The organism is Mesorhizobium sp. M1399 (genome assembly GCF_040317735.1).
GTDB lineage: Bacteria > Pseudomonadota > Alphaproteobacteria > Rhizobiales > Rhizobiaceae > Mesorhizobium.
Genome location: NZ_JAMYKZ010000001.1, coordinates 36,447 through 59,031, shown reverse-complemented (window position 1 = coordinate 59,031; position 22,585 = coordinate 36,447). Strand labels below are relative to the sequence as shown.

The 22,585-nt window shown below is 64.5% G+C and carries 20 protein-coding genes and 1 pseudogene; 8 read left to right on the top strand and 13 right to left on the bottom strand.

Translation table 11 applies throughout. The annotated features are described in order from the left end of the window. Positions 1–120: 120 nt before the first annotated feature. The 5 genes from NKH05_RS00265 to hisS form a co-directional block, all read right to left on the bottom strand. Complete coding sequence (locus NKH05_RS00265; RefSeq protein ID WP_353024842.1) at positions 121–1,224, bottom strand: calcium:cation antiporter; 1,104 nt, start codon at positions 1,222–1,224, stop codon at positions 121–123. An 82-nt stretch (positions 1,225–1,306) separates the two neighbouring features. Further along, the gene (locus tag NKH05_RS00260; protein ID WP_352852443.1) at positions 1,307–3,073 is read right to left on the bottom strand and encodes an AMP-binding protein; all 1,767 of its coding nucleotides are present in this window, start codon (positions 3,071–3,073) and stop codon (positions 1,307–1,309) included. A 498-nt stretch (positions 3,074–3,571) separates the two neighbouring features. Next, on the bottom strand, positions 3,572–4,273 hold the full coding sequence (gene hisG, locus NKH05_RS00255; RefSeq protein ID WP_353024841.1) for an ATP phosphoribosyltransferase: 702 nt from the start codon (positions 4,271–4,273) through the stop codon (positions 3,572–3,574). Further along, positions 4,270–5,385 carry an ATP phosphoribosyltransferase regulatory subunit gene (locus NKH05_RS00250; protein WP_353024840.1) on the bottom strand — a complete coding sequence of 372 codons (1,116 nt, stop codon included), beginning with the start codon at positions 5,383–5,385 and terminating at the stop codon, positions 4,270–4,272. Before NKH05_RS00250 ends, hisG begins: the two co-directional genes overlap by 4 nt. A 178-nt stretch (positions 5,386–5,563) precedes the next feature. Next, positions 5,564–7,126, bottom strand: a complete 1,563-nt coding sequence (gene hisS / locus NKH05_RS00245; protein ID WP_352482351.1) for a histidine--tRNA ligase — start codon at positions 7,124–7,126, stop codon at positions 5,564–5,566. Between the two features lie 210 nt (positions 7,127–7,336). Here hisS and NKH05_RS00240 point away from each other — a divergent pair, with 210 nt between their 5' ends. Continuing rightward, positions 7,337–7,591: a hypothetical protein gene (locus NKH05_RS00240; protein ID WP_352493854.1), complete on the top strand. Its 255-nt coding sequence runs from the start codon at positions 7,337–7,339 to the stop codon at positions 7,589–7,591. A 4-nt stretch (positions 7,592–7,595) separates the two neighbouring features. On the opposite strand, the gene NKH05_RS00235 is transcribed toward NKH05_RS00240, so the two are convergent. Further along, positions 7,596–8,231 (bottom strand): DNA-3-methyladenine glycosylase I, encoded by a 636-nt coding sequence (locus NKH05_RS00235; RefSeq protein ID WP_352482353.1) that lies wholly within the window; start codon positions 8,229–8,231, stop codon positions 7,596–7,598. A gap of 222 nt (positions 8,232–8,453) precedes the next feature. Between NKH05_RS00235 and NKH05_RS00230 the strand changes: the two genes are divergently transcribed. After that, a complete protein-coding gene (locus tag NKH05_RS00230; RefSeq protein ID WP_352482354.1) occupies positions 8,454–9,188 on the top strand; it encodes a L,D-transpeptidase in 735 nt (244 codons plus the stop codon). A gap of 273 nt (positions 9,189–9,461) precedes the next feature. After that, positions 9,462–10,382 carry a bifunctional 5,10-methylenetetrahydrofolate dehydrogenase/5,10-methenyltetrahydrofolate cyclohydrolase gene (locus tag NKH05_RS00225; protein ID WP_352493852.1) on the top strand — a complete coding sequence of 307 codons (921 nt, stop codon included), beginning with the start codon at positions 9,462–9,464 and terminating at the stop codon, positions 10,380–10,382. Positions 10,383–10,394: 12 nt separating this feature from the next. Here NKH05_RS00225 and glcF read toward each other — a convergent pair whose 3' ends face one another. The 5 genes from glcF to NKH05_RS00200 form a co-directional block, all read right to left on the bottom strand. Beyond that, on the bottom strand, positions 10,395–11,726 hold the full coding sequence (gene glcF, locus NKH05_RS00220) for a glycolate oxidase subunit GlcF (RefSeq protein ID WP_353024839.1): 1,332 nt from the start codon (positions 11,724–11,726) through the stop codon (positions 10,395–10,397). Positions 11,727–11,788: 62 nt separating this feature from the next. Next, on the bottom strand, positions 11,789–12,178 hold the full coding sequence (locus NKH05_RS00215) for a DUF4870 family protein (RefSeq protein WP_352493850.1): 390 nt from the start codon (positions 12,176–12,178) through the stop codon (positions 11,789–11,791). Next, positions 12,175–13,431, bottom strand: a complete 1,257-nt coding sequence (locus NKH05_RS00210; RefSeq protein WP_352493849.1) for an FAD-binding protein — start codon at positions 13,429–13,431, stop codon at positions 12,175–12,177. Before NKH05_RS00210 ends, NKH05_RS00215 begins: the two co-directional genes overlap by 4 nt. 223 nt (positions 13,432–13,654) lie before the next feature. After that, the gene (locus NKH05_RS00205; RefSeq protein ID WP_352493848.1) at positions 13,655–15,151 is read right to left on the bottom strand and encodes an FAD-linked oxidase C-terminal domain-containing protein; all 1,497 of its coding nucleotides are present in this window, start codon (positions 15,149–15,151) and stop codon (positions 13,655–13,657) included. 138 nt (positions 15,152–15,289) lie between these two features. Further along, a complete protein-coding gene (locus NKH05_RS00200) occupies positions 15,290–16,573 on the bottom strand; it encodes a DUF3422 family protein (protein ID WP_023716470.1) in 1,284 nt (427 codons plus the stop codon). Positions 16,574–16,937: 364 nt separating this feature from the next. On the opposite strand from NKH05_RS00200, the gene NKH05_RS00195 reads away from it, so the two are divergent. From NKH05_RS00195 to NKH05_RS00185, 3 genes and pseudogenes are all read left to right on the top strand, one after another. Then, complete coding sequence (locus tag NKH05_RS00195) at positions 16,938–17,741, top strand: FadR/GntR family transcriptional regulator (protein WP_352482361.1); 804 nt, start codon at positions 16,938–16,940, stop codon at positions 17,739–17,741. A 55-nt stretch (positions 17,742–17,796) separates the two neighbouring features. Next, on the top strand, positions 17,797–18,933 hold the full coding sequence (locus NKH05_RS00190; protein ID WP_023716468.1) for an alpha-hydroxy acid oxidase: 1,137 nt from the start codon (positions 17,797–17,799) through the stop codon (positions 18,931–18,933). A gap of 38 nt (positions 18,934–18,971) precedes the next feature. Continuing rightward, positions 18,972–19,741: pseudogene (locus NKH05_RS00185) on the top strand (metallophosphoesterase). Between the two features lie 28 nt (positions 19,742–19,769). Here the strand turns inward: NKH05_RS00185 and NKH05_RS00180 are convergent. Together NKH05_RS00180 and NKH05_RS00175 are read right to left on the bottom strand one after the other, a co-directional pair. After that, positions 19,770–19,910: a hypothetical protein gene (locus NKH05_RS00180; RefSeq protein WP_023716466.1), complete on the bottom strand. Its 141-nt coding sequence runs from the start codon at positions 19,908–19,910 to the stop codon at positions 19,770–19,772. 291 nt (positions 19,911–20,201) lie between these two features. After that, entirely contained in the window at positions 20,202–20,900 is a 699-nt protein-coding gene (locus NKH05_RS00175) for a type 1 glutamine amidotransferase (protein WP_023716464.1), read from the bottom strand. Between the two features lie 74 nt (positions 20,901–20,974). On the opposite strand from NKH05_RS00175, the gene NKH05_RS00170 reads away from it, so the two are divergent. Together NKH05_RS00170 and NKH05_RS00165 are read left to right on the top strand one after the other, a co-directional pair. After that, a complete protein-coding gene (locus NKH05_RS00170) occupies positions 20,975–21,637 on the top strand; it encodes a hypothetical protein (protein WP_353024838.1) in 663 nt (220 codons plus the stop codon). A gap of 32 nt (positions 21,638–21,669) precedes the next feature. Further along, a complete protein-coding gene (locus NKH05_RS00165; protein WP_353024983.1) occupies positions 21,670–22,404 on the top strand; it encodes a 16S rRNA (uracil(1498)-N(3))-methyltransferase in 735 nt (244 codons plus the stop codon). The last annotated feature ends 181 nt before the right edge of the window (positions 22,405–22,585 follow it).

Sequence of the window (22,585 nt, the reverse complement as noted above, 5' to 3'; positions counted from 1 at the left end):
CACCTCATCTGCTTTCGAGAAGCGGTGACCAAGAGCGGACAGACCGCCACCGGCCCATATTGAGACGTTCAAGCAGTTTTCCTAACCTATCCGCCTCTGACCGCCCACCTCCCACCGCCCTCACGGCACAAATATCAAAAACACATACGTGCAAAACACCACCAGGTGCACCAGCCCGGTCAGGAACGTCGTCCTCTCGGTGCTAAAGCTCACATTGCAGATGAAGAGCGCCAGCACCAAAAGCACCACGTCGGTCGCCGGCAGCCCCAGGGTCAGCCCTCTTCCGGTCAGCAGGCTGGCGGCGGCTATGCCCGGTATTGTCAGGCCGATCGTGGCGCAGGCCGAACCCATGGCGACGTTCAGGCCGCGCTGCAGCTCGTTGTTGAGGGCGGCGCGAACCGCCGAGATGGCTTCCGGCATCAAGACCAGCCCGGCGATCATTGCGCCGACAATGGCGTCGGCCTGGGGCACCTGATAGGCGACGAGCGCATCTTCGACGCTGGCGGCGACCTGTTCGGCCAGCATGACGATGCCGATCAGCCCGATCAGCAGGAGCACAGCGCTAGCGGCAATGCTTTCGTGGGCCTCGGTTTGCGCCGCGGCGCCATGTGCTTGTCCGTCGATGAAATCGTCGCGGTGGCGGACAGTCTGCGCGAACAGAAAACCGGCATAAAGCAGCACTGAAAGCACGCTGACGAAGCCAAGTTGCGCCGCCGAAAACGTGCCGGGATCGGTGGTTCGCGTGTAGGTCGGCAGGATAAGCGTCATGACGCTCAGCGCGACCAGCACCGCCAGATAGGCGCTGGTCCCTTGGCGGACGATCGCCTGCTTGCGATGGCGCCAGCCGCCAAACGTCAGACACATGCCGACAACGCCGGTCGAGGTGATCATCACCGTCGAGAAGACGGACTCGCGTGCCAGCGTCGGGTTGTTGGCTCCATGCAGCATGATGGAAACGATGATCGACACTTCGATTGCCGTTACGGCGATGGTCAGCACCAACGTGCCGTACGGCTCGCCAACACGCCGAGCCACCGCCTCGGCGTGTTCGAGCACGACGAAAATGGTGGTGAACATGATCGCGCTCGAAAGCGCGCCGATAAATATCCTGGTGCCAAGCGACCCTTCGTCCACCGACACCCCGCTGGCCCTGACCGCGACAGCCATCGCCAGGGCGGCCAACGGCATGCCGTAGGAAACCGCCGATCTTGCGAAACCACTCATTCCAAGCCCCTTCCGCAAGCCGTGTTGCAGGTCCCTTCTGGGCAAGCCCCTTCTGCGAACCCTGCGAAAGCCTGAAGCGCGCTCAAGCCGTCTTCTGCGTCACCAATCCCAGTTCATCGATCATCGCCTGGCGCATCAGGTATTTCTGCGGCTTGCCGGTCACCGTCATCGGCAATTCGGTGCGGAAGCGGATGTAGCGCGGGATCTTGAAGTGGGCGATCTGGCCGGCGCAGAAGGCCTTGATGTCCTGCTCCGTGGCGATCTGGCCCGGCTTGAGCACGATCCAGGCGCACAGCTCCTCGCCGTATTTCGGGTCGGGAATGCCGAACACCTGCACCTCCTTGACCTTGGGGTGGCGATAGAGGAATTCCTCGACCTCGCGCGGATAGACGTTCTCGCCGCCGCGGATGACCATGTCCTTGACCCGGCCGACGATGTTGCAATAGCCCTCGGCATCGATTGTGGCGAGGTCGCCGGTGTGCATCCAGCCGTCGGCGTCGACCGCCTCGCGGGTCTTCTGCTCGTCGTCCCAATAGCCCTTCATCACGGAATAGCCGCGCGTGCAGAGCTCGCCCGGCGCGCCAACGGCGACGGTGGCACCTTCCGCGTCGATGGCCTTGACCTCGACATGCGGATGGACGCGGCCGACGGTCGATACGCGCTTTTCCAGGGGGTCGTCGACGCTGCTCTGGAACGACACCGGGCTGGTCTCGGTCATGCCATAGGCGATCGTCACCTCGGCCATATGCATCAGCGACACCACCTTCTTCATCACCTCGATCGGGCATGGCGAGCCGGCCATGATGCCGGTGCGCAGGCTGGTGAGATCGAAGGAGGCGAACTCCGGATGATCGAGCAGGCCGACGAACATTGTCGGCACGCCGTAGAGCGCGGTGCAGCGTTCCGTTGCCACCGCCTTCAGCGTGGCGCCGGCATCGAAACCCTCGCTCGGGAAAACCATGGTCGCGCCTTTGGTGACGCAGCCCATCGTTCCCATCGACATGCCGAAGCAGTGGTAGAGCGGCACCGGGATGCACAGCAGGTCGTCGACGGTGAGCCGGATCGCCGCGGTGACGAAATTGCCGTTGTTGACGATGTTGTTGTGAGTCAGCGTCGCGCCCTTCGGCGCGCCGGTCGTGCCGCTGGTGAACTGGATGTTGATGGCGTCGTCCGGTTTCAGCCCGTCGGAGATGCGGTCCAGCTTGTCATGCTCGTCGCGCCCGGCCATTGCCAGCACGTCGGCGAAATTGAACATGCCCGGCGAATTCTCCTCGTCCATGCGGATGACGGTCTTCAGCGCCGGCAGTCTGTTGGCGTCGAGCTTGCCCGGCGCCGCCTTGGCGATCTCCGGCGCCAGCGTCTCGATCATGCCGAGATAGTCGGAGCTCTTGAACTTGGCGGCGGTGACCAGCGCTCGGCAACCGACCTTGTTCAAGGCATATTCCAGCTCGACCAGCCGGTAGGCCGGGTTGATGTTGACCAGGATCAGGCCGATGCGGGCGGTGGCGAATTGCGTCACCAGCCATTCCCAGCGGTTCGGCGACCAGATGCCGACGCGGTCGCCTTTCTCGAGGCCGAGCACCAGGAAGCCGGCGGCGAGCGCATCGACGGTGTCCGACAGTTCCTCCCAGGTAAAGCGCTTGTCCTGCTCGACGAAGACGGCGGCATCGAGCGTGCCGTATCTGCCGACCGTATCGGCAAACAGCGCCGGGATGGTCAGGTTGAGCAACGGCACGCTGCGGTCACCGGAGACATGCGCCGTGCCGTCAACCGGCGCAATGAACGAACCGCCATCGCGCTTGCCGCGCAGGTTGGTTGCATTCTTCAACTCGTCGAGATTGATCGGCATCGCCGTGTCCTCCGCAGACAGAACGAGCCTATCAGCCCGGCGGGGTGGTGGAAATCCCGTCGATGGTAGGGCTGGGGTTGGAACTCGCCCTGTCAGGGCCGAAAACAAAAAAACCCGCCACGGCGGGCGGGTGTTCGGGGCCAATTGGCACCATAGCGAGATTAGTAGCATAGCTGCCGGCACAAAGCAAGAACAAAATTGCTGTACATCAGGAAAATCGCTTCGGGTCGGTGCCGCGGCTAGACCGCTGGATCCAACGTTAGTGGTTGGCAAAGGCCGAGGCGATATCCGATCTCCCCCCTTGCGGGTGAGATGCCCGGCAGGGCAGAGGGGGGGCGAAGGATCGCCAAGTTCGACTTCAGCACCCCCAACCGGGAACGGATGAGGCTCCGATTGGCTGACAGGTCGGCGGGACAGCACCCCCCTCTGGCCTGCCGGCCATCTCCCCCGCAAGGAGGGAGATTGGCAGCTTGGCCGACGGCGCCTGCTCCGCAATCGTCAACTCGAGTTCACCAACGCCATCCTGGCCGCAATATCGCGCAAGATCGCCTCGTCGGCCGGAGCGCGCATCTTCCGCGACGCCACGAGACAGGCCTGCGAGCGCAGGATCACGCCGTCGGCGAGCACCTTGAGATGGTTGGCGCGCAGCGTCGCGCCTGACGTGGTGATGTCGACGACGATGTCGGCCAATCCGGCCGCCGGCGCGCCTTCGGTGGCGCCGAGGCTTTCGACGATGCGGTAGACCTGGATGCCGTGCTTTTGCGAAAAGAATTGCTGGGTCAGGCGCCAGTATTTGGTGGCGATCCTGAGCCGCCGGCCATGGCGCTGGCGAAAATCGGCGGCGACGTCGTCGAGGTCGGCCATGGTGTCGACGTCGAGCCAGATGTCGGGCACGGCGACGACGACGTCGGCATTGCCGAAACCGAGGCGGGCGATGATTTCGGCGCGTGCCTCGCAGTCGGCGAGGTTTTCGCGCAGCAGGTCCTCGCCGGTGATGCCGAGATCGACCGAGCCCTGGCCGATTTCGCCTGCGATCTCGGAAGCCGACAGGAAGGCTATCTCGACGCTGTCCAGGCCATCGATGCGGGCGCGGTATTTGCGCTCGTCGCCGGGCAGGCTGACGGCAAGCCCGGCCTTGGCCAGCACCTCCAGCGCCTGCTCCTTGAGCCGGCCCTTCGACGGCAGCGCCAGCGTGATCATGGCGCCGTCTCCCGCAACGCTTCGATGCGGTCGAGCCAGACGGAAAAACCAACGCCGGGGATCGGCGTTTTGGCGCCGAGCAGCGTCAGCAGCCGGTCGTAGCGGCCGCCGCCGGCCAGCGGCCGGTCGCCGCCCTGCGCCGCGATCTCGAAGACGAGGCCGGTGTAGTAATCGAGCGGACGGCCGAAGGCGGCATCGTAGCTGATTTCAGACATCGGCAGGCCGAGGCTTTCGATGGCCGCGGCGCGGGCTGCAAAATTCTCCAGCGCGGTCCCCAGCGAAAGGCCGGCATCGGCGGCAAAACTTGCGAGCGCCCCGGCGGCGCTATCGAGCGGCACGTCGATCGCCAGAAACCCCTTCAGCGCCGCAAATGCCTCGTTCGACAGCCGGACGCTGCGCAGTTCGGCTTTCTCGATTAGCCGCCGCGCAATCTCGGACGGCGAACGCCCGGCCGTTGCCGACAGGCCGGCCTCTTCCATGCCGCCGGAGATATGCGCCGAAAGAGCCTCCAGATCGCCGTCGAGGACAAGCGCTGCCACCGCGCCGGCGAGCTGGCTGTTGCGCGGCGGATTGGCGAGGTCGGCAAGCGCCGCTTCCAGCATTGGCGCCGAGCCGAAGGCGCGGGCCAGCCGCATGCGCCAGCCGCGCGGCAGGCCAAGCGCTGCCAGCACCGCCTCGAAGATGGTCTGGTCGCCAAGCGTCACCGCCAGCTCCCGGCCGGGCAGCACCAGCGAAAGCAGCGCATGCGCATCGGCCAGCGAACGCGCATCGGCGGCGGCCGTGTCGCGGTCGCCGAGGTCCTCGATGCCGGCCTGGAAGAATTCGTTGCCGCCCTCGCGGCGCTGGCGAAACACCTCGCCGAGATAGGAATAGCGGCGCGGCGTGCCGGCCTGGCTGGCAATGTGGTCGAGGCAGACCGGAATGGTGAATTCCGGCCGCAGGCAAAGCGTCTGTCCGGTCTCGCTCTCGGTGAGAAAGATGCGGCGCCGCAAATCCTCGCCGGCCATGTCGAGGAACGGGTCGGCCGGCTGCAGCACAGCGACCTCGACCGCATGGGTGTTGCGCGCGGCGAATAGGCTGGCGATGTCGGATGCGATGGCAGGGGAGGTCATGGGGATGTGGGGCGCGAGGCACCCCCCTCTGGCCTGCCGGCCATCTCCCCCTCAAGGGGGGAGATTGGATATCGCGCCTGCTTTCGCCAATCTCCAGCGTTGGAAAGAAGACGGTGAGGCTGAAGCTGCCAATCTCCCCCCTTGAGGGGGAGATGGCCGGCAGGCCAGAGGGGGGTGCTCACGCGCCACCTTTCGCCCGGTCGGCCGCCTGCGCCGCCAGTATCTTCCTCACCTCGGCAACCAGCCCACTTTCCGCCACGGTCACCTGCGCCGGCCGTGCGGCGCGCCATTCGGCGTTGTCGGCGATCTCGGCCGACATCTTGGCGCCTTCGATCAGGTCCTTGATCTGCAGCTCGCCCTTGGCGCGCTCGTCGCCGCCCTGGATGATGGCGACCGGGCTGCCGCGGCGGTCGGCATATTTCAGCTGCGCCTTCATGCCGGCGCCGCCGAGATACATTTCGGAGCGGATGCCGGCGGCACGCAGCTCGGCCACCATCTTCTGGTAGCGGCCGAGGCTTTCCGTATCCTTGTCCATGGTCAGCACGACGACCGGTGCGATCACGTCAGACGTGTCGAGCTTGCCGAGGTTCTTCAGCGCCGTCATCAGGCGGGAGACGCCGATGGAAAAGCCGGTTGCCGGCACCGGCTCGCCACGGAAACGCGAGATCAGCCCGTCATAGCGGCCACCGCCACCGACCGAACCGAAGCGGACGATCTGGCCGTCCTCATTGGGGATCTCGGCCAGCAGCTCGGCCTCGTAGACCGGGCCGGTGTAATATTCGAGGCCGCGGACGACGGAGGGGTCGATGCGGATACGGTCTTCACCGTAGCCGCTTTGTGCGACCATGGTTCTTATCTGTTCCAGCTCTGCAAGGCCCTCGACAAACGACGCATTCGTTATGCCCAGATGTTCGAGTTTCCTTTCCTCGACAAGATTGCTGAGTCCGGGGTTGATGGATCCCAGTGTCTGGACAATTTTTTCGGGATCGTGCTGCGCCATGACTGTGAAATAGCTGATCACAACGTCGATTTGCGCATTATCCAGCCCGGCACCTTTGGTGAAATCACCGCTCTCGTCCTTGCGCCCTGCACCCAAAAGCAGGCGCACGCCCTCGACGCCCAACTTGTCCAGCTTGTCGATCGCGCGCAGCACCTGCAGGCGGCGGCCAGCGTTCTCCTCGCCGCCGAGGCCGATCGCCTCGAGCACGCCGTCGAGCACCTTGCGGTTGTTGACGCGGATGACGTAGTCGCCGCGCTTGATGCCGAGCGCCTCCATCACATCGGCCATCATCATCGCCATCTCGGCGTCGGCGGCGACGCCCGGCGTGCCAACCGTGTCGGCATCGAACTGCATGAACTGGCGGAATCGGCCGGGACCGGGCTTCTCGTTGCGAAACACCCAGCCGGAGCGATAGCTGCGATAGGGCTTCGGCAGGCGCTCGAAATTTTCGGCGACAAAGCGCGCCATTGGCGCGGTCAGGTCGTAGCGCAGCGACAGCCACTGGTCGTCGTCGTCCTGGAACGAGAACACGCCCTCGTTCGGTCGGTCCTGGTCGGGCAAAAATTTGCCGAGCGCATCGGTGTATTCGATCAGCGGCTGGTCGACCGGCTCGAAACCGTAAAGCTCAAAGACCGAGCGGATCGTCGCCATCATCTTCTCGACGGCGCGCAGATCGTCGGCGCCGCGGTCGACAAAGCCGCGCGGCAGCCGCGCTTTCATCTTTTCGGATTTGTCGGCCATGGGATGGGTACTTTGCTAAGCAATTGGTGACTTATTTCGGGTCGGCGTGTCCTACCGATGCAGCCCGGAGAAGGCAAGGGTTTGCGCTTCTCCTTGCTCCCCCTGCGCGAGAAGGCAAGAAAAAGAAGCTGAAACAATTGCGCCATGCGCGCGGCATCGTGCCGACACAATCCGGGCCGATAAGCGCGCCGAAACAAGGGGTTCGGGGCCATGGCCACGCTACAGAAGTTCGACATCATCGATAGCGGTGCACGCGACGCCTCGATCCGGCTACCGCCGGCCGATGGTTATGGGTCAAAAACGACGAAGCAAATCGCGGGACCGTTCGAGATCGCGGCGCAACAGCGCAGCGGGCCGACCATGCGCGACGTGCTGATGACCGGCCTGCTGGTGATCTATCCGGTGTTCGCCGCGCTGGCGGCCATCCTGGCCGGGTTTTTCCTGGCCGGCGCCGGCGGCGCCTGAGCCGCTATTTCGGCCGCCTGAACGCTTTCCGCTCCGCCTCGACCGGTTCCCGGCAGACGCAGCCCTCGAGATGGTCGTTGACCAGCCCCATCGCCTGCATGAAAGCGTAGACGGTGGTCGGGCCGACAAAGCTCCAGCCGCGCTTCTTCAGCTCCTTCGAAATGCGGACCGAAACGGCCGTCGTCGGATTGGCGCGCAGATGGGCGAGGTCGACGATCTCGGGCCGCTCGTCCGGGCCGGGCTCGAACTTCCAGAACCAGGCGGCCAGCGAGCCGGCCTCGTTGATGAGTTCGCGGGCGCGTTTGGCGTTGTTGATGGTCGAAACGATCTTGCCGCGGTGACGGATGATGCCGGCATTGCCGAGCAGGCGCTCGACATCGGCGTCGGTGAAGGCGGCGATCTTGTCGACATCGAAGCCGGCGAAGGCCTCGCGGAAATTGTCGCGCTTGCGCAATATGGTCAGCCAGGACAGGCCCGACTGAAAGCCTTCGAGGCAGATCTTTTCGAACAGCCGGCGATCGTCGGCGACCGGCCGGCCCCATTCGTGGTCGTGGTAGTGCAGATAATCCGGCAGGTTGCCGTGCCAGAAGCAGCGGGCGATGCCGTCGGGACCAGCAAGCAGACCTGTCTTTTCGTCCATGGCGGAATTCCGTTCGTGTCTTGGCGTTAACGCGTTTTGAAGCGGCCTTTACCGCGGCTTTACCAGATTCCTGAACCGGGCGGTAACCACACCAAAAGGTTTACTGACAGACAGGCATTTTACGCATTCCGATTCATGTTTCGGTTGCCGCTTCGCGCCCAATGTCGCGGAAATCGGGGAGGCTTTGCGCCCCGGCATGTTCGACGATCAAGGTGCGATCCGATGAAGATATTCTTGTTCCCACTGTTCGGCGCCGCGGCCGTGCTTGCCGTCGGCGCCGCCAATGCCAACGACCGCTATGCCGAGAGGCCGCCGGTGGTGGTCAGCCCCGACCTTTCGGCGCCCTGGGTGCTGCAGCTCGGCCATGCGCCGGGCATCGTGCGGCAGAGCCGGCAGGAAGCGCAGCCGCTACGGCGCTACCGGCGGCAAGCTGAACCCGATCAGTTGCGCACCGCAGCGGTGCAGGCGCCGGCCAAACGCATGGTGATGCGGCCGCAGATCGATCCCGTCTATTTGCCGCAGGAAGTCGCCTATGACGGCCCGCAGAAGCCGGGCACGATCGTCATCGATACGAGAGAGAATTTCCTCTATCTGGTCGAGAAGAACGGCAAGGCGCGGCGCTACGGCGTCGGCACCGGCAAGCCGGGCTTCGAATGGTCCGGCACTCACAAGATCACCAACAAGCGCGTCTGGCCGGACTGGCGGCCGCCGGCGGTGATGATCGCCCGCGAAGCCGCAAAGGGCCGTTATCTGCCAACCTATCTCGCCGGCGGCATGGAAAACCCGCTCGGCGCACGCGCGCTCTATCTCGGCTCGACCGAATACCGCATCCACGGCACCAACCAGCCCTGGACCATCGGCGGCGCGGTGTCGTCGGGCTGCATCCGCATGCGCAACGAGGATGTGGTCGATCTTTACGAACGCGTGAATATCGGAACAACGGTGGTGGTGATATAGTTGCCGCGACGAATCATCTGGTCTAGAAGACATTAGCTTTGGCTTTCTGAGGCCAGATGAATAAACAACGGGGGACGGGCCGTGTGGGGATGCGGCCAGTCACGAAAGGGCAGCGCGGCAAGCCGTGCTGCCCTTTTTGTTTCCGCCAGCGAGAATTGACGAAGATTTCGCCGGCACGTCGCGCGACAGGCATAGCGGTTCGCTTTTCGCGCTGCCTTTTCGCCGTCCCTTTGCTATGTGGCAGCCAAAATTCCAGACAAAGGCCCTATCTCGATGTCCCTCTCCGATGACAGCCGCTATCTCAAGGGCGGCCCGGTTGCCCAACGCATCATCGCCAGCGTGCGCGAGGACGCGGCGATCGCCACCGCCGAAGGCTTTCCGCCCAAGCTGGTGTCGATCACCGTCGGCGACACAGCGGCGGTCGACGTCTATGTCCGCAACCAGCGCGCCAAGGCGGGGCTGGCCGGAATCGGCTTCGAGGAGAGGCGCTTTCGCGCCGACATCACTGCCGGCGAACTCGAAGCTGCGATCCACGGCCTCAACGCCGACCCGCGCGTCACCGGCATCATCATCCAGCGACCGGTGCCGGTGCATATCCCGATCAAGACGCTGCAGGCGGCGGTGCATCCACTCAAGGACGTCGAGGGCATGCATCCGGCGTCAATCGGCAACATCGTCTACAACCAGCTCGACCTGGCGCCCTGCACTGCCGCTGCCTCGGTCGAACTGCTCAGGGAAACCGGCCTCGACCTCAAGGGGCTCGAAGTGGTGGTCGTCGGCCACTCCGAGATCGTCGGCAAGCCGATCGCCTTCCTTTTGATGAGCGAAGGCGCGACGGTAACCGTCTGCCATCACATGACGCGCTCGGTGGCGGCACATGCACGCCGCGCCGACGCGCTGTTCGTGGCCGTCGGCAAGCCGCGGCTGATCAAGGCCGACATGGTCAAGCCGGGCGCCGCCGTGATTGATATCGGCATCAATTCGGAAATCGGGCCGGATGGCGAGAGCCGCATCGTCGGCGACGTCGATGCCGAGAGCGTCAGGCATGTCGCGTCGTGGATCACGCCGGTGCCTGGTGGCGTCGGCCCGATCACCGTGGCGATCCTGCTGCGCAACACGATGGTGGCGCTCAGCCGCCAGCGCGCCCGCTACCAGGCAACCTACGGCACGGCGGACAGACTGGCGGCGGAGTAGGCGACTGGCGGATCACTCGGCCGCGACAACCACCCTGTCTTCGCGAACGCCTTCGGGCTTCGGCCCACCATAGGCCCAGTCGAGCAGCTTTATCGTATGCACCACCGGCAGCTTGGCGGCGGAGGCGATCTGGGTGATGCAGCCGATGTTGCCGGTGGCGACGATTTCAGCGCCGGTCGCCTCGATATTCCTGACCTTGCGGTCGCGCAGCGTCGCCGAAATCCCGGGCTGCAGGATGTTGTAGGTGCCGGCAGAACCGCAGCAGAGATGCCCTTCGCGCGGCTCGCGCACGACGAACCCGGCCCGGACCAGAAGCTCCTTCGGCTGGCGGGTGATCTTCTGGCCATGCTGCATCGAGCAGGCCGAGTGATAGGCGACGATAGTGCCCGGTCTACCCACCGGTTCCGGCAGGTCGAGACTCCCGAGATATTCGGTGATGTCCTTGGCCAGCGCCGACACGCGCGCCGCCTTGTCGGCGTAGGCAGGATCGAGGCGCAGCATGAAGCCATAATCCTTGATGGTGGTGCCGCAGCCGGATGCGGTGATGACGATGGCGTCGAGTCCGCCCTGCTCGATGGCGCGCGTCCAGGCGTCGACGTTCCGTCGGGCCGACGCCAAGGCAGCGTCCTCGCGTCCCATGTGATGCACCAATGCGCCGCAGCAGCCCTCGCCCTGCGGGACGACGACCTCGACACCAAGCCGGGTCAGCAGCGAAATCGCCGTGTCGTTGATGCCGGGATCGAGCACTGATTGCGCGCAGCCGGTGAGGATGGCGACGCGGCCATTTTTCTTGCCGCCCTGCCCCGCATGGACGCCCGGCGAAGCCATCGGCGAGACTGCCGGGACCGACGCCGGTGCAAGCTTGAGCATGGCGCCCAGCGGCCTCAAGGCCTGGATTTTCTCAAACAGGCCGGCGAATGGCTGGCCGAGCTTCGCCAGCTTGAGCGCCGCGCGAAAGCGCGAGGGATAAGGCAGCACGAAGGCCAGCATGGCGCGTGTCAGGCGATCGGCCAGCGGACGCTTGTAGGTCTCCTCGATATGGGCGCGAGCGTGGTCGACCAGATGCATGTAGTTGACGCCAGACGGGCAGGTGGTCATGCAGGCGAGGCAGGACAGGCAGCGGTCGATATGGGTGACGATCTCCTTGTCTGCGGGACGGCCGTTCTCCAGCATGTCCTTGATCAGGTAAATCCGGCCGCGCGGCGAATCCAGTTCGTTGCCGAGCGTCACATAAGTCGGGCAGGTGGCGGTGCAGAAGCCGCAATGCACGCATTTGCGCAGGATCTTTTCCGATTCCGCGACATGCGGATCGGCAAGCTGGGCAAGCGAGAAGGAGGTCTGCACGTAAACGAATCCTTACCGTTTGAGCATGATCTTTTCCCAAAACCGGTATCCGCTTTTTGGGATCATGCTCGTAGTCCGAGGAACCAGCTTTCCGGGTTCTTGACCGCCTCGCCGCGCTGCAGCGCCTGCAGGCCGAGAATGCAGCGGGCAATGAACCAGACGGCGACAGCGACCATCAGCACGACGCCGACGACCACGACCATCAGCAGCGCCGAGATCAGTGCATAGAGCAGGCCGATCCAGAAGGTGCGGATCAGGAATGCGTAATGGCTTTCGACGAAGCCGCCGGCCTTGCCGCGGTTGATATAGGCCAGGACGATGCCGACAATGCCGCTGACGCCGATAACGAGGCCGGCGAGATAGAGGATATAGATGACCAGCGCGTTGGTCGGACCGGGCTCCAGCCAGCGGTCGGTCTGGCGTGACGTACCGTTTTGGCCTGCATCGCTCATTGCGCTCCTCCCTCGGTTGCTGGGGCGAGAGTAGCAGAGCCTGCGCCCGGCGCCATACGCCCGGGATTGAGGATATTCTTCGGGTCGAATTCGGCCTTCAGCCGCGCCGACAAAGCTGCCAGCGGCGGCGCTTGCGGTTCGAACACCGGCACGGCGGCACGGTGCGAAGGGGTTGCGCGCACCAGCGTCGCATGGCCGCCGCCATATTTTCTGATCAGCCCGCGCAACAGGCCGGCCTCTGGATCGTCCTGCTGCATGCGCAGCCAGATCAGCCCGCCCTGCCAATCGTAGAAGGCATCGACCGCGGCCTGCATGCGCAGCTCCAGCACCATAAGGTGGCCCTGCGACGGCGCCATCGAGACGCGCCACACCGGCCTTTCGCTGCCGTCGGCAAACGGCGCGCAATCGCGGATGTCACGCCAGACAGAATACGAGACCGAACCGGAAATCTCCTGCAGCGGACCGGCGTTTTTCAGCAGGTCTTTCAGCGCCGCGATGCGGTAGGCGACCGACGGGCCGAAACCCTCGATGCGCAGCAGCGTCGCCGCATCGCTGCCGAGACTGCCGCCGGCGACCCGCGCGGCGACCCGTTCAGGAAGATGGGCCGCACTCGACACCTCCGCGCTGGAACCCAGTGCCAGCGCCATGGCGGCGGTGGCATGATCGTCGAGCAGGCCACGGATGGCGAGCGTGACTTCGGTCTCGGCAGCGGGAAGCACCTTGAAGGTGACGTCGGTGAACACCGCCAGCGTGCCCCAGCTGTTGGCCATCAGCTTGGACAGATCATAGCCGGTGACATTCTTGACCACACGGCCGCCCGACTTGAAGGCCTCGCCACGGCCGGAAACGGCCGCGATGCCAAGGATGTGATCGCGCGCAGCCCCGGCCTTCAGCCGCCGCGGGCCGGAAAGGTTCGCGGCCAGCACGCCGCCGATCGTGCCTCGTCCTGGTTCACCGCCGAGCAGCGGGCCGTAGTCCATCGGCTCGAAGGCCAGTTGCTGGCCGTTTTCGGCAAGCAGGCTTTCGATCGCGGCCAGCGGCGTGCCGGCTTTCGCCGACAGCACCAGTTCGGCCGGCTCATAGAGCGTGACGCCGGACAGGTTCGACAGGTCGAGCGTATGCTCGCTCTGCTGCGGCCGGCCGATGCCGCGCTTGGAACCATGGCCGAGGATCTCGAGCGGCGAGTCTTCCGCTGCGGCCCAGGCGATGGTGGAGAGGGTTTCCGCTGATGTGGTCGGGGTGAAGGTGGTCATGCGGCAGAACCACCAGTCGTAAATGACGAGAAGCCGCGATCCTTCCCACCCCCCTCTGTCCTGCCGGACATCTCCCCCGCAAGGGGGGAGATCGGATGTCGCTTAGGCTTTCGCCAACCATCAACGCTTGAAGGCGAGCAGGACGTTGAAGCAGCCAATCTCCCCCCTTGCGGGGGAGATGTCCGGCAGGACAGAGGGGGGTGTCCAAGCGCCAACATACCCCTCAAAACCTCGGAATGTCCGGAAATGCCAGCTGCCCGCGATGCACGTGCATCCGCCCGAGCTCCGCGCATCGCCTCAGCTGCGGAAATACCTTGCCCGGGTTGAGCAGGTGATTGGGGTCGAAGGCGCATTTGACGCGCATCTGCTGGTCGAGATCGATCTGGTTGAACATTTCCGGCATCAGGTCGCGCTTCTCGACGCCGACCCCGTGCTCACCGGTCAGCACGCCGCCGACCTTGACGCAGAGCCGCAATATGTCGGCGCCGAAACTCTCCGCCTTGTCGAGCTCGCCCGGCACGTTGGCGTCGTAGAGGATCAGCGGATGCAGATTGCCGTCGCCGGCGTGGAAGACATTTGCGACGCCGAGCCCGTATTTCTCCGACAGTTCGCGCATGCCGGCGAGGACGCGCGGCAATTCCTTGCGCGGGATGGTGCCGTCCATGCAGTAATAGTCGGGCGAGATGCGGCCGACCGCCGGGAAGGCTGCCTTGCGGCCGGCCCAGAAACTCAGCCGCTCCTGCTCCGATTGCGAAATGCGGCATGTGGTCGAGCCGTTCCTATAGGCAATGGCTTCGACCAGGCCGATCAGATGGTCGACCTCGACACCCGGCCCGTCCAGCTCGACGATCAGCAGCGCCTCGACATCCAGGGGATAGCCGGCCTGGACGAAATCCTCGGCGGCGTGGATGGCCGGGCGGTCCATCATCTCCATGCCGCCCGGGATGATGCCGGCGCCGATGATGTCGGCGACACATTGGCCGGCTTGCTCGCTGGTCGGGAAGCCGATCAGCAGGGCACGCGCCGTCTCGGGCTTCTTCAAAATGCGGACGGTGACCTCGGTGACGACACCGAGCAATCCTTCGGAGCCGGTCATCACGCCGAGCAGGTCGTAGCCTTCCGCGTCGAGATGGCTGCCGCCGAGGCGCACCACCTCGCCATTCATCAGCACCATCTCGATACCAAGCACATTATTGGCGGTGAGACCGTATTTTAGGCAGTGCACGCCGCCGGAATTTTCCGCGACATTGCCGCCGATCGAGCAGGCGATCTGGGAGGATGGATCGGGGGCGTAATAGAAGCCCTCCTGCTCGACGGCGGTGGTGATGCCGAGATTGGTGACGCCGGGCTGAGCGACGACGATGCGGTTCTGGAAATCGATCTCGAGGATGCGGTTGAAGCGGCTCATCACCAGCAGCACCGCGTCTTCCAGCGGCAGCGCGCCGCCGGAGAGCGAGGTGCCGGAGCCGCGCGGCACGACGCGGATATTGCGGTCACTGCAATATTTCAGCACGCGCGAGACCTGCGCCACGGTTTGCGGCAGCACCACGACCAGCGGCAATTGCCGGTAGGCGGTGAGCCCATCGCTCTCGAAGGCGCGCATCGCATTGGCTGCGTCGACGACGCCCTCGCCCGGCACGATGATGCGCATATCGGCGACGATCTCATCGCGCCGGCGCAGCGTGGCGTCGTCTGGTTTCGGCATCGCAAGACCGGACATCGACAGCCTCCTTCGACCGACTGGTAAAAATCTTTTACCAGCGACGGCTATCGGTTGCAAATGCCGCTTTGGCCGGGATCGCGGGCCTATGGCCGGGACAGCCTTTCGCAGCGGCAATCTGCCGCTGCGCGCCCCACACTACTCGCCCGGCTGCTTGCCCGGTTCGGAGTGCATGCGGCGGACACGGCGCACGCCCCACCAGACGAGCAGGACGGCGAGCGGCACCGAGGCGGCGGTGACCATTTCCGGCGCAAAGGCATGGCCGAAGATCGAGGCGCCCTTGGCGACGTAGCCGATGAGGCCGACGACATAGTAGGAAACGGCGGCGACCGACAGCCCTTCCACCGTCTGCTGCAGGCGCAATTGCAGGCGGGCGCGATTGTTCATCGATGCCAAGAGATCGCGGTTCTGCTTCTCGACCTCGACGTCGACCCAGGTGCGCAGCAGCGTGGTGGCACGGGTCAGCTTGCGCGACAGATTGGCCTGGCGCTCCTCGACCGAACGGCAGGTGCGCATGGCCGGCGCGACGCGCCGCTGCAGGAACCCGCCCCAGGTGTCGTAGCCGGGCACGGCTTCTTCCTCGAGCGCCTCCAGCCGCTCGCCGACGATGCCGTCATAGGCACGGCTGGCGCCGAACCGGTAGAGGCTGGAGGCGGCATCCGCCTCCAGTTCGGCGGCAAGTTCGGTCAGGTCGGCCAGCAAGGTCTGGCTGTCGCGGGTTTCGGCGACCTTCATTTCCAGCGTGGTCTGGGCCAGCCTGTCCTCGATGCGGCGGGCACGCCCCGAAAGCATCAGCGCCAGCGGCAGCCCAAGCATGGCCAGCGTGCGGTAGGTCTCGATATCGATCAGCCGCTGCGACAGCGCCCCGGTGCGCGCCGGTGTCAGCCCGCGATCGAGCACCAGCATGCGGGTCAAGCCGTCGCCATCCTGGCGGAAATCGGTGACGATGGCCGCGTTGCCGCGCTCGACCAGCGAATAGCACAGGCTGGTCGGGTCGAAGCCGGCGATCAGCCGCTCGTTCGCCGGTGTCCATTTGCGGATTTCGAGCCTGATGCCGGAAATCACCGTGCCCGGCGGCGAAAACCCGTTGCCGAAGGGGGTATCTTCTTGCCCCCTGCCGTTTTCGGCGAGCGGCCCTTCCCAGAGATAGGTCGAGAACTCCGTGTGCCGTTCCCAGCGCAGCGAGCCCTTGCCCCACTTCATCGCGTGATGGCGGGCATGGCGGTCGGGCGCGGCAATACCAAGGCGCTGCGACAGTTCCGAAAGCACTGCCAGATCGACGCTCGAGCCGCCTTCGGTCATGAAGGAAAGCTGCACCAGCACGCGCGGCTTTTCGACCAGCGGATGCGGTCGGGCGTGGACCTCGCCGAGCGCGCCGGGCCGACCTTCATGCGCCGGAAAGCCCATGACGCTGCCGCCCATGGCTTTGGCGCGCAGCTGGAATTCGAGATTGGACGGGTCGGCGTCTGGCACGGCTGGTCCCCCGGGCTTCTCTGAGCCCTTTGGCAATGATGTCCCTCTAGAGCGGTTTTATCGTTTCACGGAAACGCCGAACCGCTCTATCCCTTTGATTCTGCGCAATTCCGGACGGAAAACCGTTTCACACTTTTCCTGGAATTGCTCTAGAGGCAATCGCCAGGGGACGCAAACAGCCAGTTTAGCAGAAGGTGATATGAAGCCGCGGCTGTGAAACCGACCCGGCCGGGCGAATTGGATAAATAATTTGACCAGTTGGCGACGCTGGCTTTATCTTGCGCGACATCGGTTCAACCCCCAGGCACCCCGTTTGAGCGACATTTTCTCCCGGATCGAGCATTCGCGCACTGCCGACGAGGTGGTGCAGCAGATCGAGAGCCTGATCCTCGAAGGCGTGCTGCGCACCGGCGACCGGCTGCCGGGCGAGCGCGAGCTGGCGCGCCAGTTCGAGGTGTCGCGGCCGATCCTGCGCGATGCCTTGAAAGCCTTGGAAGGGCGCGGGCTATTGACGACACGGCCAGGCGGCGGCACCCATGTCGCCGACGTCATCGGCCAGCTGTTCACGAAGCCGGTGGCCGACCTGATCTCGATGCATCGCAAGGCGGTGACCGACTATCTGGAGTACCGCCGCGAGATCGAGGCGGTGGCGGCGGAATATGCGGCGCGGCGCGCCACATCGGACGATCTGGCGCTGCTCGACCGCATCATGGCACGGATGGACGAGGCGCACCGGACCGGCAATTTCGACGACGAGGCGGAAATCGACGTTGAGTTCCATCACGCGATCTGCGAATGCGCGCACAACATCATCCTGCTGCACACGCTGCGCGCCTGTTACCGGCTGCTGTCGGAAGGCGTGTTCCAGAACCGGCGGCTGGTGTTCAGCGTGCCGGGTGCGCGCGAGGCGCTGCTTTCGCAGCACCGGGCAATCTACACCGCGGTCAAGGCCGGCGATCCGGCCGCGGCGCGGCAGGCGGCGATGGACCACATCTCCTATGTCGAACGGTCGATGGCCGAGGCCGAGCGCAGCGGCGACTGGCAGCGCGTGTCGCGGCTGAGGCTCAGGCAGCGCTCCGAGCCCGGTGATGGCGAGCCGGCAAGAAAACAGCCGTAGGCCGCGGCCAGAAAATTCAACGACGAACCAGCGAAGAACCAGCGGAAAAAGATCCATGAGCAGCATCCTCACCATCGCCGACCTCAAGGACCTGGCGCGCCGCCGTGTGCCGAAGATGTTCTTCGACTACGCCGATTCCGGCGCCTGGACCGAAAGCACCTACCGAGCCAACGAAGAGGATTTCCAAAAGATCAAGTTCCGCCAGCGCGTGCTGGTCGACATGGACAACCGCTCGCTGGAATCGACCATGATCGGCGAGAAGGTGGCGATGCCGGTGGCGCTGGCGCCGACCGGCATGACCGGCATGCAGCATCCGGACGGCGAGATGCTGGCGGCGCAGGCGGCGGAAGAATTCGGCGTGCCGTTCACGCTGTCTACGATGAGCATCTGCTCGATCGAGGATGTCGCGTCGGTGACCAGGAAGCCGTTCTGGTTCCAGCTCTATGTGCTGCGCGACAAGGATTTCGTCTTCGATTTGATCGACCGGGCAAAGGCGGCGAAATGTTCGGCGCTGGTGCTGACGCTCGACCTGCAGATCCTGGGCCAGCGCCACAAGGATATCCGCAACGGGCTTTCGGCGCCGCCGCGGATGACGCCGAAGCACCTCTGGCAGATGGCGACAAGGCCGCGCTGGTGCGTCGGCATGGCCGGGACCAAGCGCCGGAGCTTCCGCAACATCGTCGGCCATGCCAAGGGCGTCGGCGACCTCGCCTCGCTTTCGTCGTGGACGAAGGAGCAGTTCGATCCGCATCTGTCGTGGAAGGACGTCGCCTGGATCAAGGAGCGCTGGGGCGGCAAGCTGATCCTGAAAGGCATTCTCGACAAGGAAGATGCGATGATGGCGGCCAGGTCGGGTGCCGATGCGATCATCGTTTCCAACCATGGCGGCCGCCAGCTCGACGGCGCCTCGTCATCGATCATGGCGCTCGAAGAGATCGCCGATGCCGTCGGCGACACGATCGAGGTGCATATGGACGGCGGCATCCGTTCCGGCCAGGACGTGCTCAAAGCACTGTGCCTCGGCGCCAAGGGCACCTATATCGGCCGGCCTTTCCTGTACGGCCTCGGCGCACTCGGCAAGGAAGGGGTTACCAAGGCGCTGGAAATCATCCGCAAGGAGATGGACATAACGCTGGCACTGTGCGGAAAGCGTCTGGTCACCGACATGGGCAAGGATCAGCTTCGGCGCTAAAGTCCCGTGACAGCATGATCACGGAGGCGACGCAGGCATTGACGGAGCCCGGCATCAATTTTTATGAGGCGCGCGGACCGCAAGGCATGCGCCTTTATGCGATCGGCGATGTGCACGGCCGGCTCGACCTGCTGGCCGCCATGCACCGGCGGATCGAGGCGGAGCTCGGTCAAAGGCCGTCGGCCGATTGGCGCGTGATCCATCTCGGCGACTATGTCGACCGCGGCCCGGACTCCAAAGGCGTCATCGATTTCCTGATCGACGCGCAAAAACGCGATCCGCGTCACCTGATGCTGGCCGGGAATCATGATCTCGGCTTTCTCGATTTTCTCGATGTCCCCGATCCGGACGGGCTGTTCATGCGCTATGGCGGCATCCAGACGGCGCTGTCGTATGGTGTGTCACTCGGTGGGAGCAGCGCCTGGTTTGGCCGCGCCGATGCGGCATTGCGGCAAGGGCACGCCGCACTGGTCGAGGCGGTGCCGCAGAACCATGTCGAATTCCTGCGCTCGCTGCCCTTTTCAGTGACGTTCGGCGATTTCTTCTTCTGCCATGCCGGCATCCGGCCCGGCATTGCGCTGGAAAGCCAGAGCCCGCAGGACCTGATCTGGATTCGCGAGGTCTTCCACGATCACACCGGTCTTCATCCCAAGATCGTGGTGCACGGCCATACGCCGGTGCGCAAGCCGAGATCACAGGCAACCGCGTCAATGTCGACACCCTCGCCTGGCAGTCGGGAAACCTCACCGCGCTCGTCGTGGACGGCGCGGACAAGCATATCCTGACAGTCACGGGTGAGCGGGCTTAGGGAAGGCGTGGGGTTATGAGCAGAGGGTCTAGCGAAGCGCGGCGGTGACGCCGTAGCCGTCGACGGCATTGTGGTTGTTGGCTGCGTCGGCGGAATAAATGCCGAGGCCGCACAAGACAATGGCCGACAACATGGCAAAGGACAAAAAGGCTGCTTTCACGGACGTCATCTCTTGTTGAGCTTCCTGCATCTATGCACGAGCGGGTTACCAATGCGTTGAAACGCAAAATTCGTCGCAAATGTCTGACGGTTTCGCGCTTCTAGGCATGTTCTGTATCGGCGGTGTGTCGCGCGGGTCACAGGATAGGTTCATCGCGGTTGCACGGAAGATGCAGAGCGGCGCCTTTTAGGCTAGCGGATTGACACAGGCCAAGGATGAAACGCGTTATCCCCGGCGGATTTGGCGCCGCGTGCCAAATATGCAACGTCGCCAAATAGGCAACGTTGGCTGTATGAGTCGTCAGATCGTCGCCACCCAGGCGCGGGCGATGGCCAGGCCGGCGGCATCGGCTTGCGGTCCGTTGCGGGCCATTTCATCGTCGAGCCGACCTGCCCATTCAGGATGCCGCTCGGCAATCAGCGGTGCGAAGGAGGTGCTCCAGTCGCGAACCATCGGCCGGTCGGCCTCGAAATGGAACTGGAAGCCATAGACGGCGCGGCCGATGCGGAACGCCTGGTTCTCGGCGACGGCGTTGCCGGCCAGCCGCACGGCCCTCTCAGGCAAGACAAAGGTGTCGTCGTGCCATTCGAAGATCGGGAATTTTTCGGGCAAGGCGGCGAGCACCGGATCGGCGTTCGCGGCCGCGGTGAGCGCGACCTCGTGCCAGCCGAACTCCGAGGCACCGCCGATCTGGTTCTCGCCGCCAAAGGCGCGCGCGACCAACTGGCCGCCAAGGCAGATGCCGAGCACCGCGCGATCCCTCTCGGCAAAATCGCGCGTCAGGTCGAGCAGGCCCGGAAAATAAGGACAGAGCTCGTCGTCCAGTGCATTCTGGGCGCCGCCGAGCACTACCATGGCGTCATGCCCGCCGCTATCTTGCGGCAGCGCGTCGCCGCGATAGGGCCGGCGCAGGTCGATATCGGCGCCGGCCTCGACAAGCGCCGCGCCGATCTGGCCAAGGCCCTCATTGTCGAAGTTCTGGACGACCAAGACCCGCATCGAAACCTGCTGACATGAAATAGATGCAGCGAGCGATATCATGGCGCCAGCATCGCAGCCAACAAGGAACGCCTATGCCACTGCAAAACCGGGTCGATCCGTTCGGCGCCATCCATGCCGTGCCGGACCGCGGCCTGTTCATGGGCAATCGCGGCATCATTCACGACGCCGAGACGAGAACGCTGTTGAAGAAGCGCTGGGCGCTGCAAGCCTGGATCATCTGCGTCTGCGAATTCCGCAATGTGCGGCGCGAGCCGATGGGGCGCAACCGGCAAAGCGACGACCAATTGGGCGGCAAGGCCGGCTGGACCGAACTGTTTTTCCTCGACGAGGTGACGGCGCTGGCGGCCGGGCACCGGCCGTGCTTTTTCTGCCGGCGCGAGCGAGCCAGGGATTTTGTCCAGCGCTTCGGCGACGCCTTCGGGATTGCCGAGCCGCGCGCGCCGCAACTCGACAAGCGCCTGCACAAGGAGCGCCTGGCATCGGGCGGACCGGCGCCGAGACTGGAACCGGAGGCGCTTGCGGACTTGCCGGACGGCACGATGATCTCGTCAGGAAACAGGGCGTACGCCCTGTTTGACGGCGCCGCGCTGTCCTGGAGTTTCGGCGGCTATCGCGAACCGGTGGGGTTCGGCGGTTTTACCGACGGTCCAATCCACATGCTCACGCCGGCGACAACTGTTTCGGTGCTGCAGCAAGGCTACGAGCCTGTCTGGCATCCTTCGGCCGAGGCTTGACGCCGAGGGTGACGTTGCCGCATTCCTCCGCGATGCGCGCCAATTACAAGATGCAGCGGCTGTTCGTACCGGACGAGCTTGGACCGGATACCGAGTTCGACGTCGGCCCGCAGCAGAGCCATTATCTCTCGCATGTGCTGCGGCTCGGCGAAGGCGCCGAAATTCTGGTGTTCAACGGCCGCGACGGCGAATGGTCGGCGGCGATCGCCGCGAAATCGAAGAAGGCGTTGCGCCTGAAGGTGCTGGAATTGCAGCGGCCGCAGCCGCCACTGCCCGATCTCGTCTATTGCTTCGCGCCGCTGAAGCAAGGACGGCTCGACTACCTCGTGCAAAAGGCGGTGGAGATGGGCGCTGGCACCCTGCAGCCGGTCATCACCCAGCATACGCAAGTGGCAAGACCCGGCATCGAGCGCCTGCGCGCCAATGTCGTCGAGGCGGCCGAACAATGCGGCATATTGGCGGTACCGGATGTGCGCGAAGCGGAAAAATTCGAGCGCCTGCTCGGCAACTGGGATCGTGAGCGGCGGCTGATCTTCTGCGACGAGGATGCCGCCACCAACAATCCCCTGCCGGCATTGCAGGCGGTGCGGGAGAACAAGCTCGCGCTGCTGGTCGGGCCGGAGGGCGGCTTTTCCGACGAGGAACGCGGGATGCTGAGAGCGCTGCCCTTCGTTACCGCCATTCCGCTCGGGCCGCGCATCCTGCGAGCGGATACGGCGGCGGTGGCGGCACTGGCGCTGATCCAGGCGACAATCGGCGATTGGTGATCAATTCCCGTTACCCTCTGGCTCAGGATTTTTCGCTTGATCGGCTACTGACATTTCGTCCATCTAGCGCCGGCGGTCGTCCGGCCGCTCTGCAGCGCAGCGCGTCCTTTCGGGCGCGCAAAGGACGCTGTAGCATATTGATTGGGCACATGATCCTTTCCGAAAATCGAAGCCGATTTTC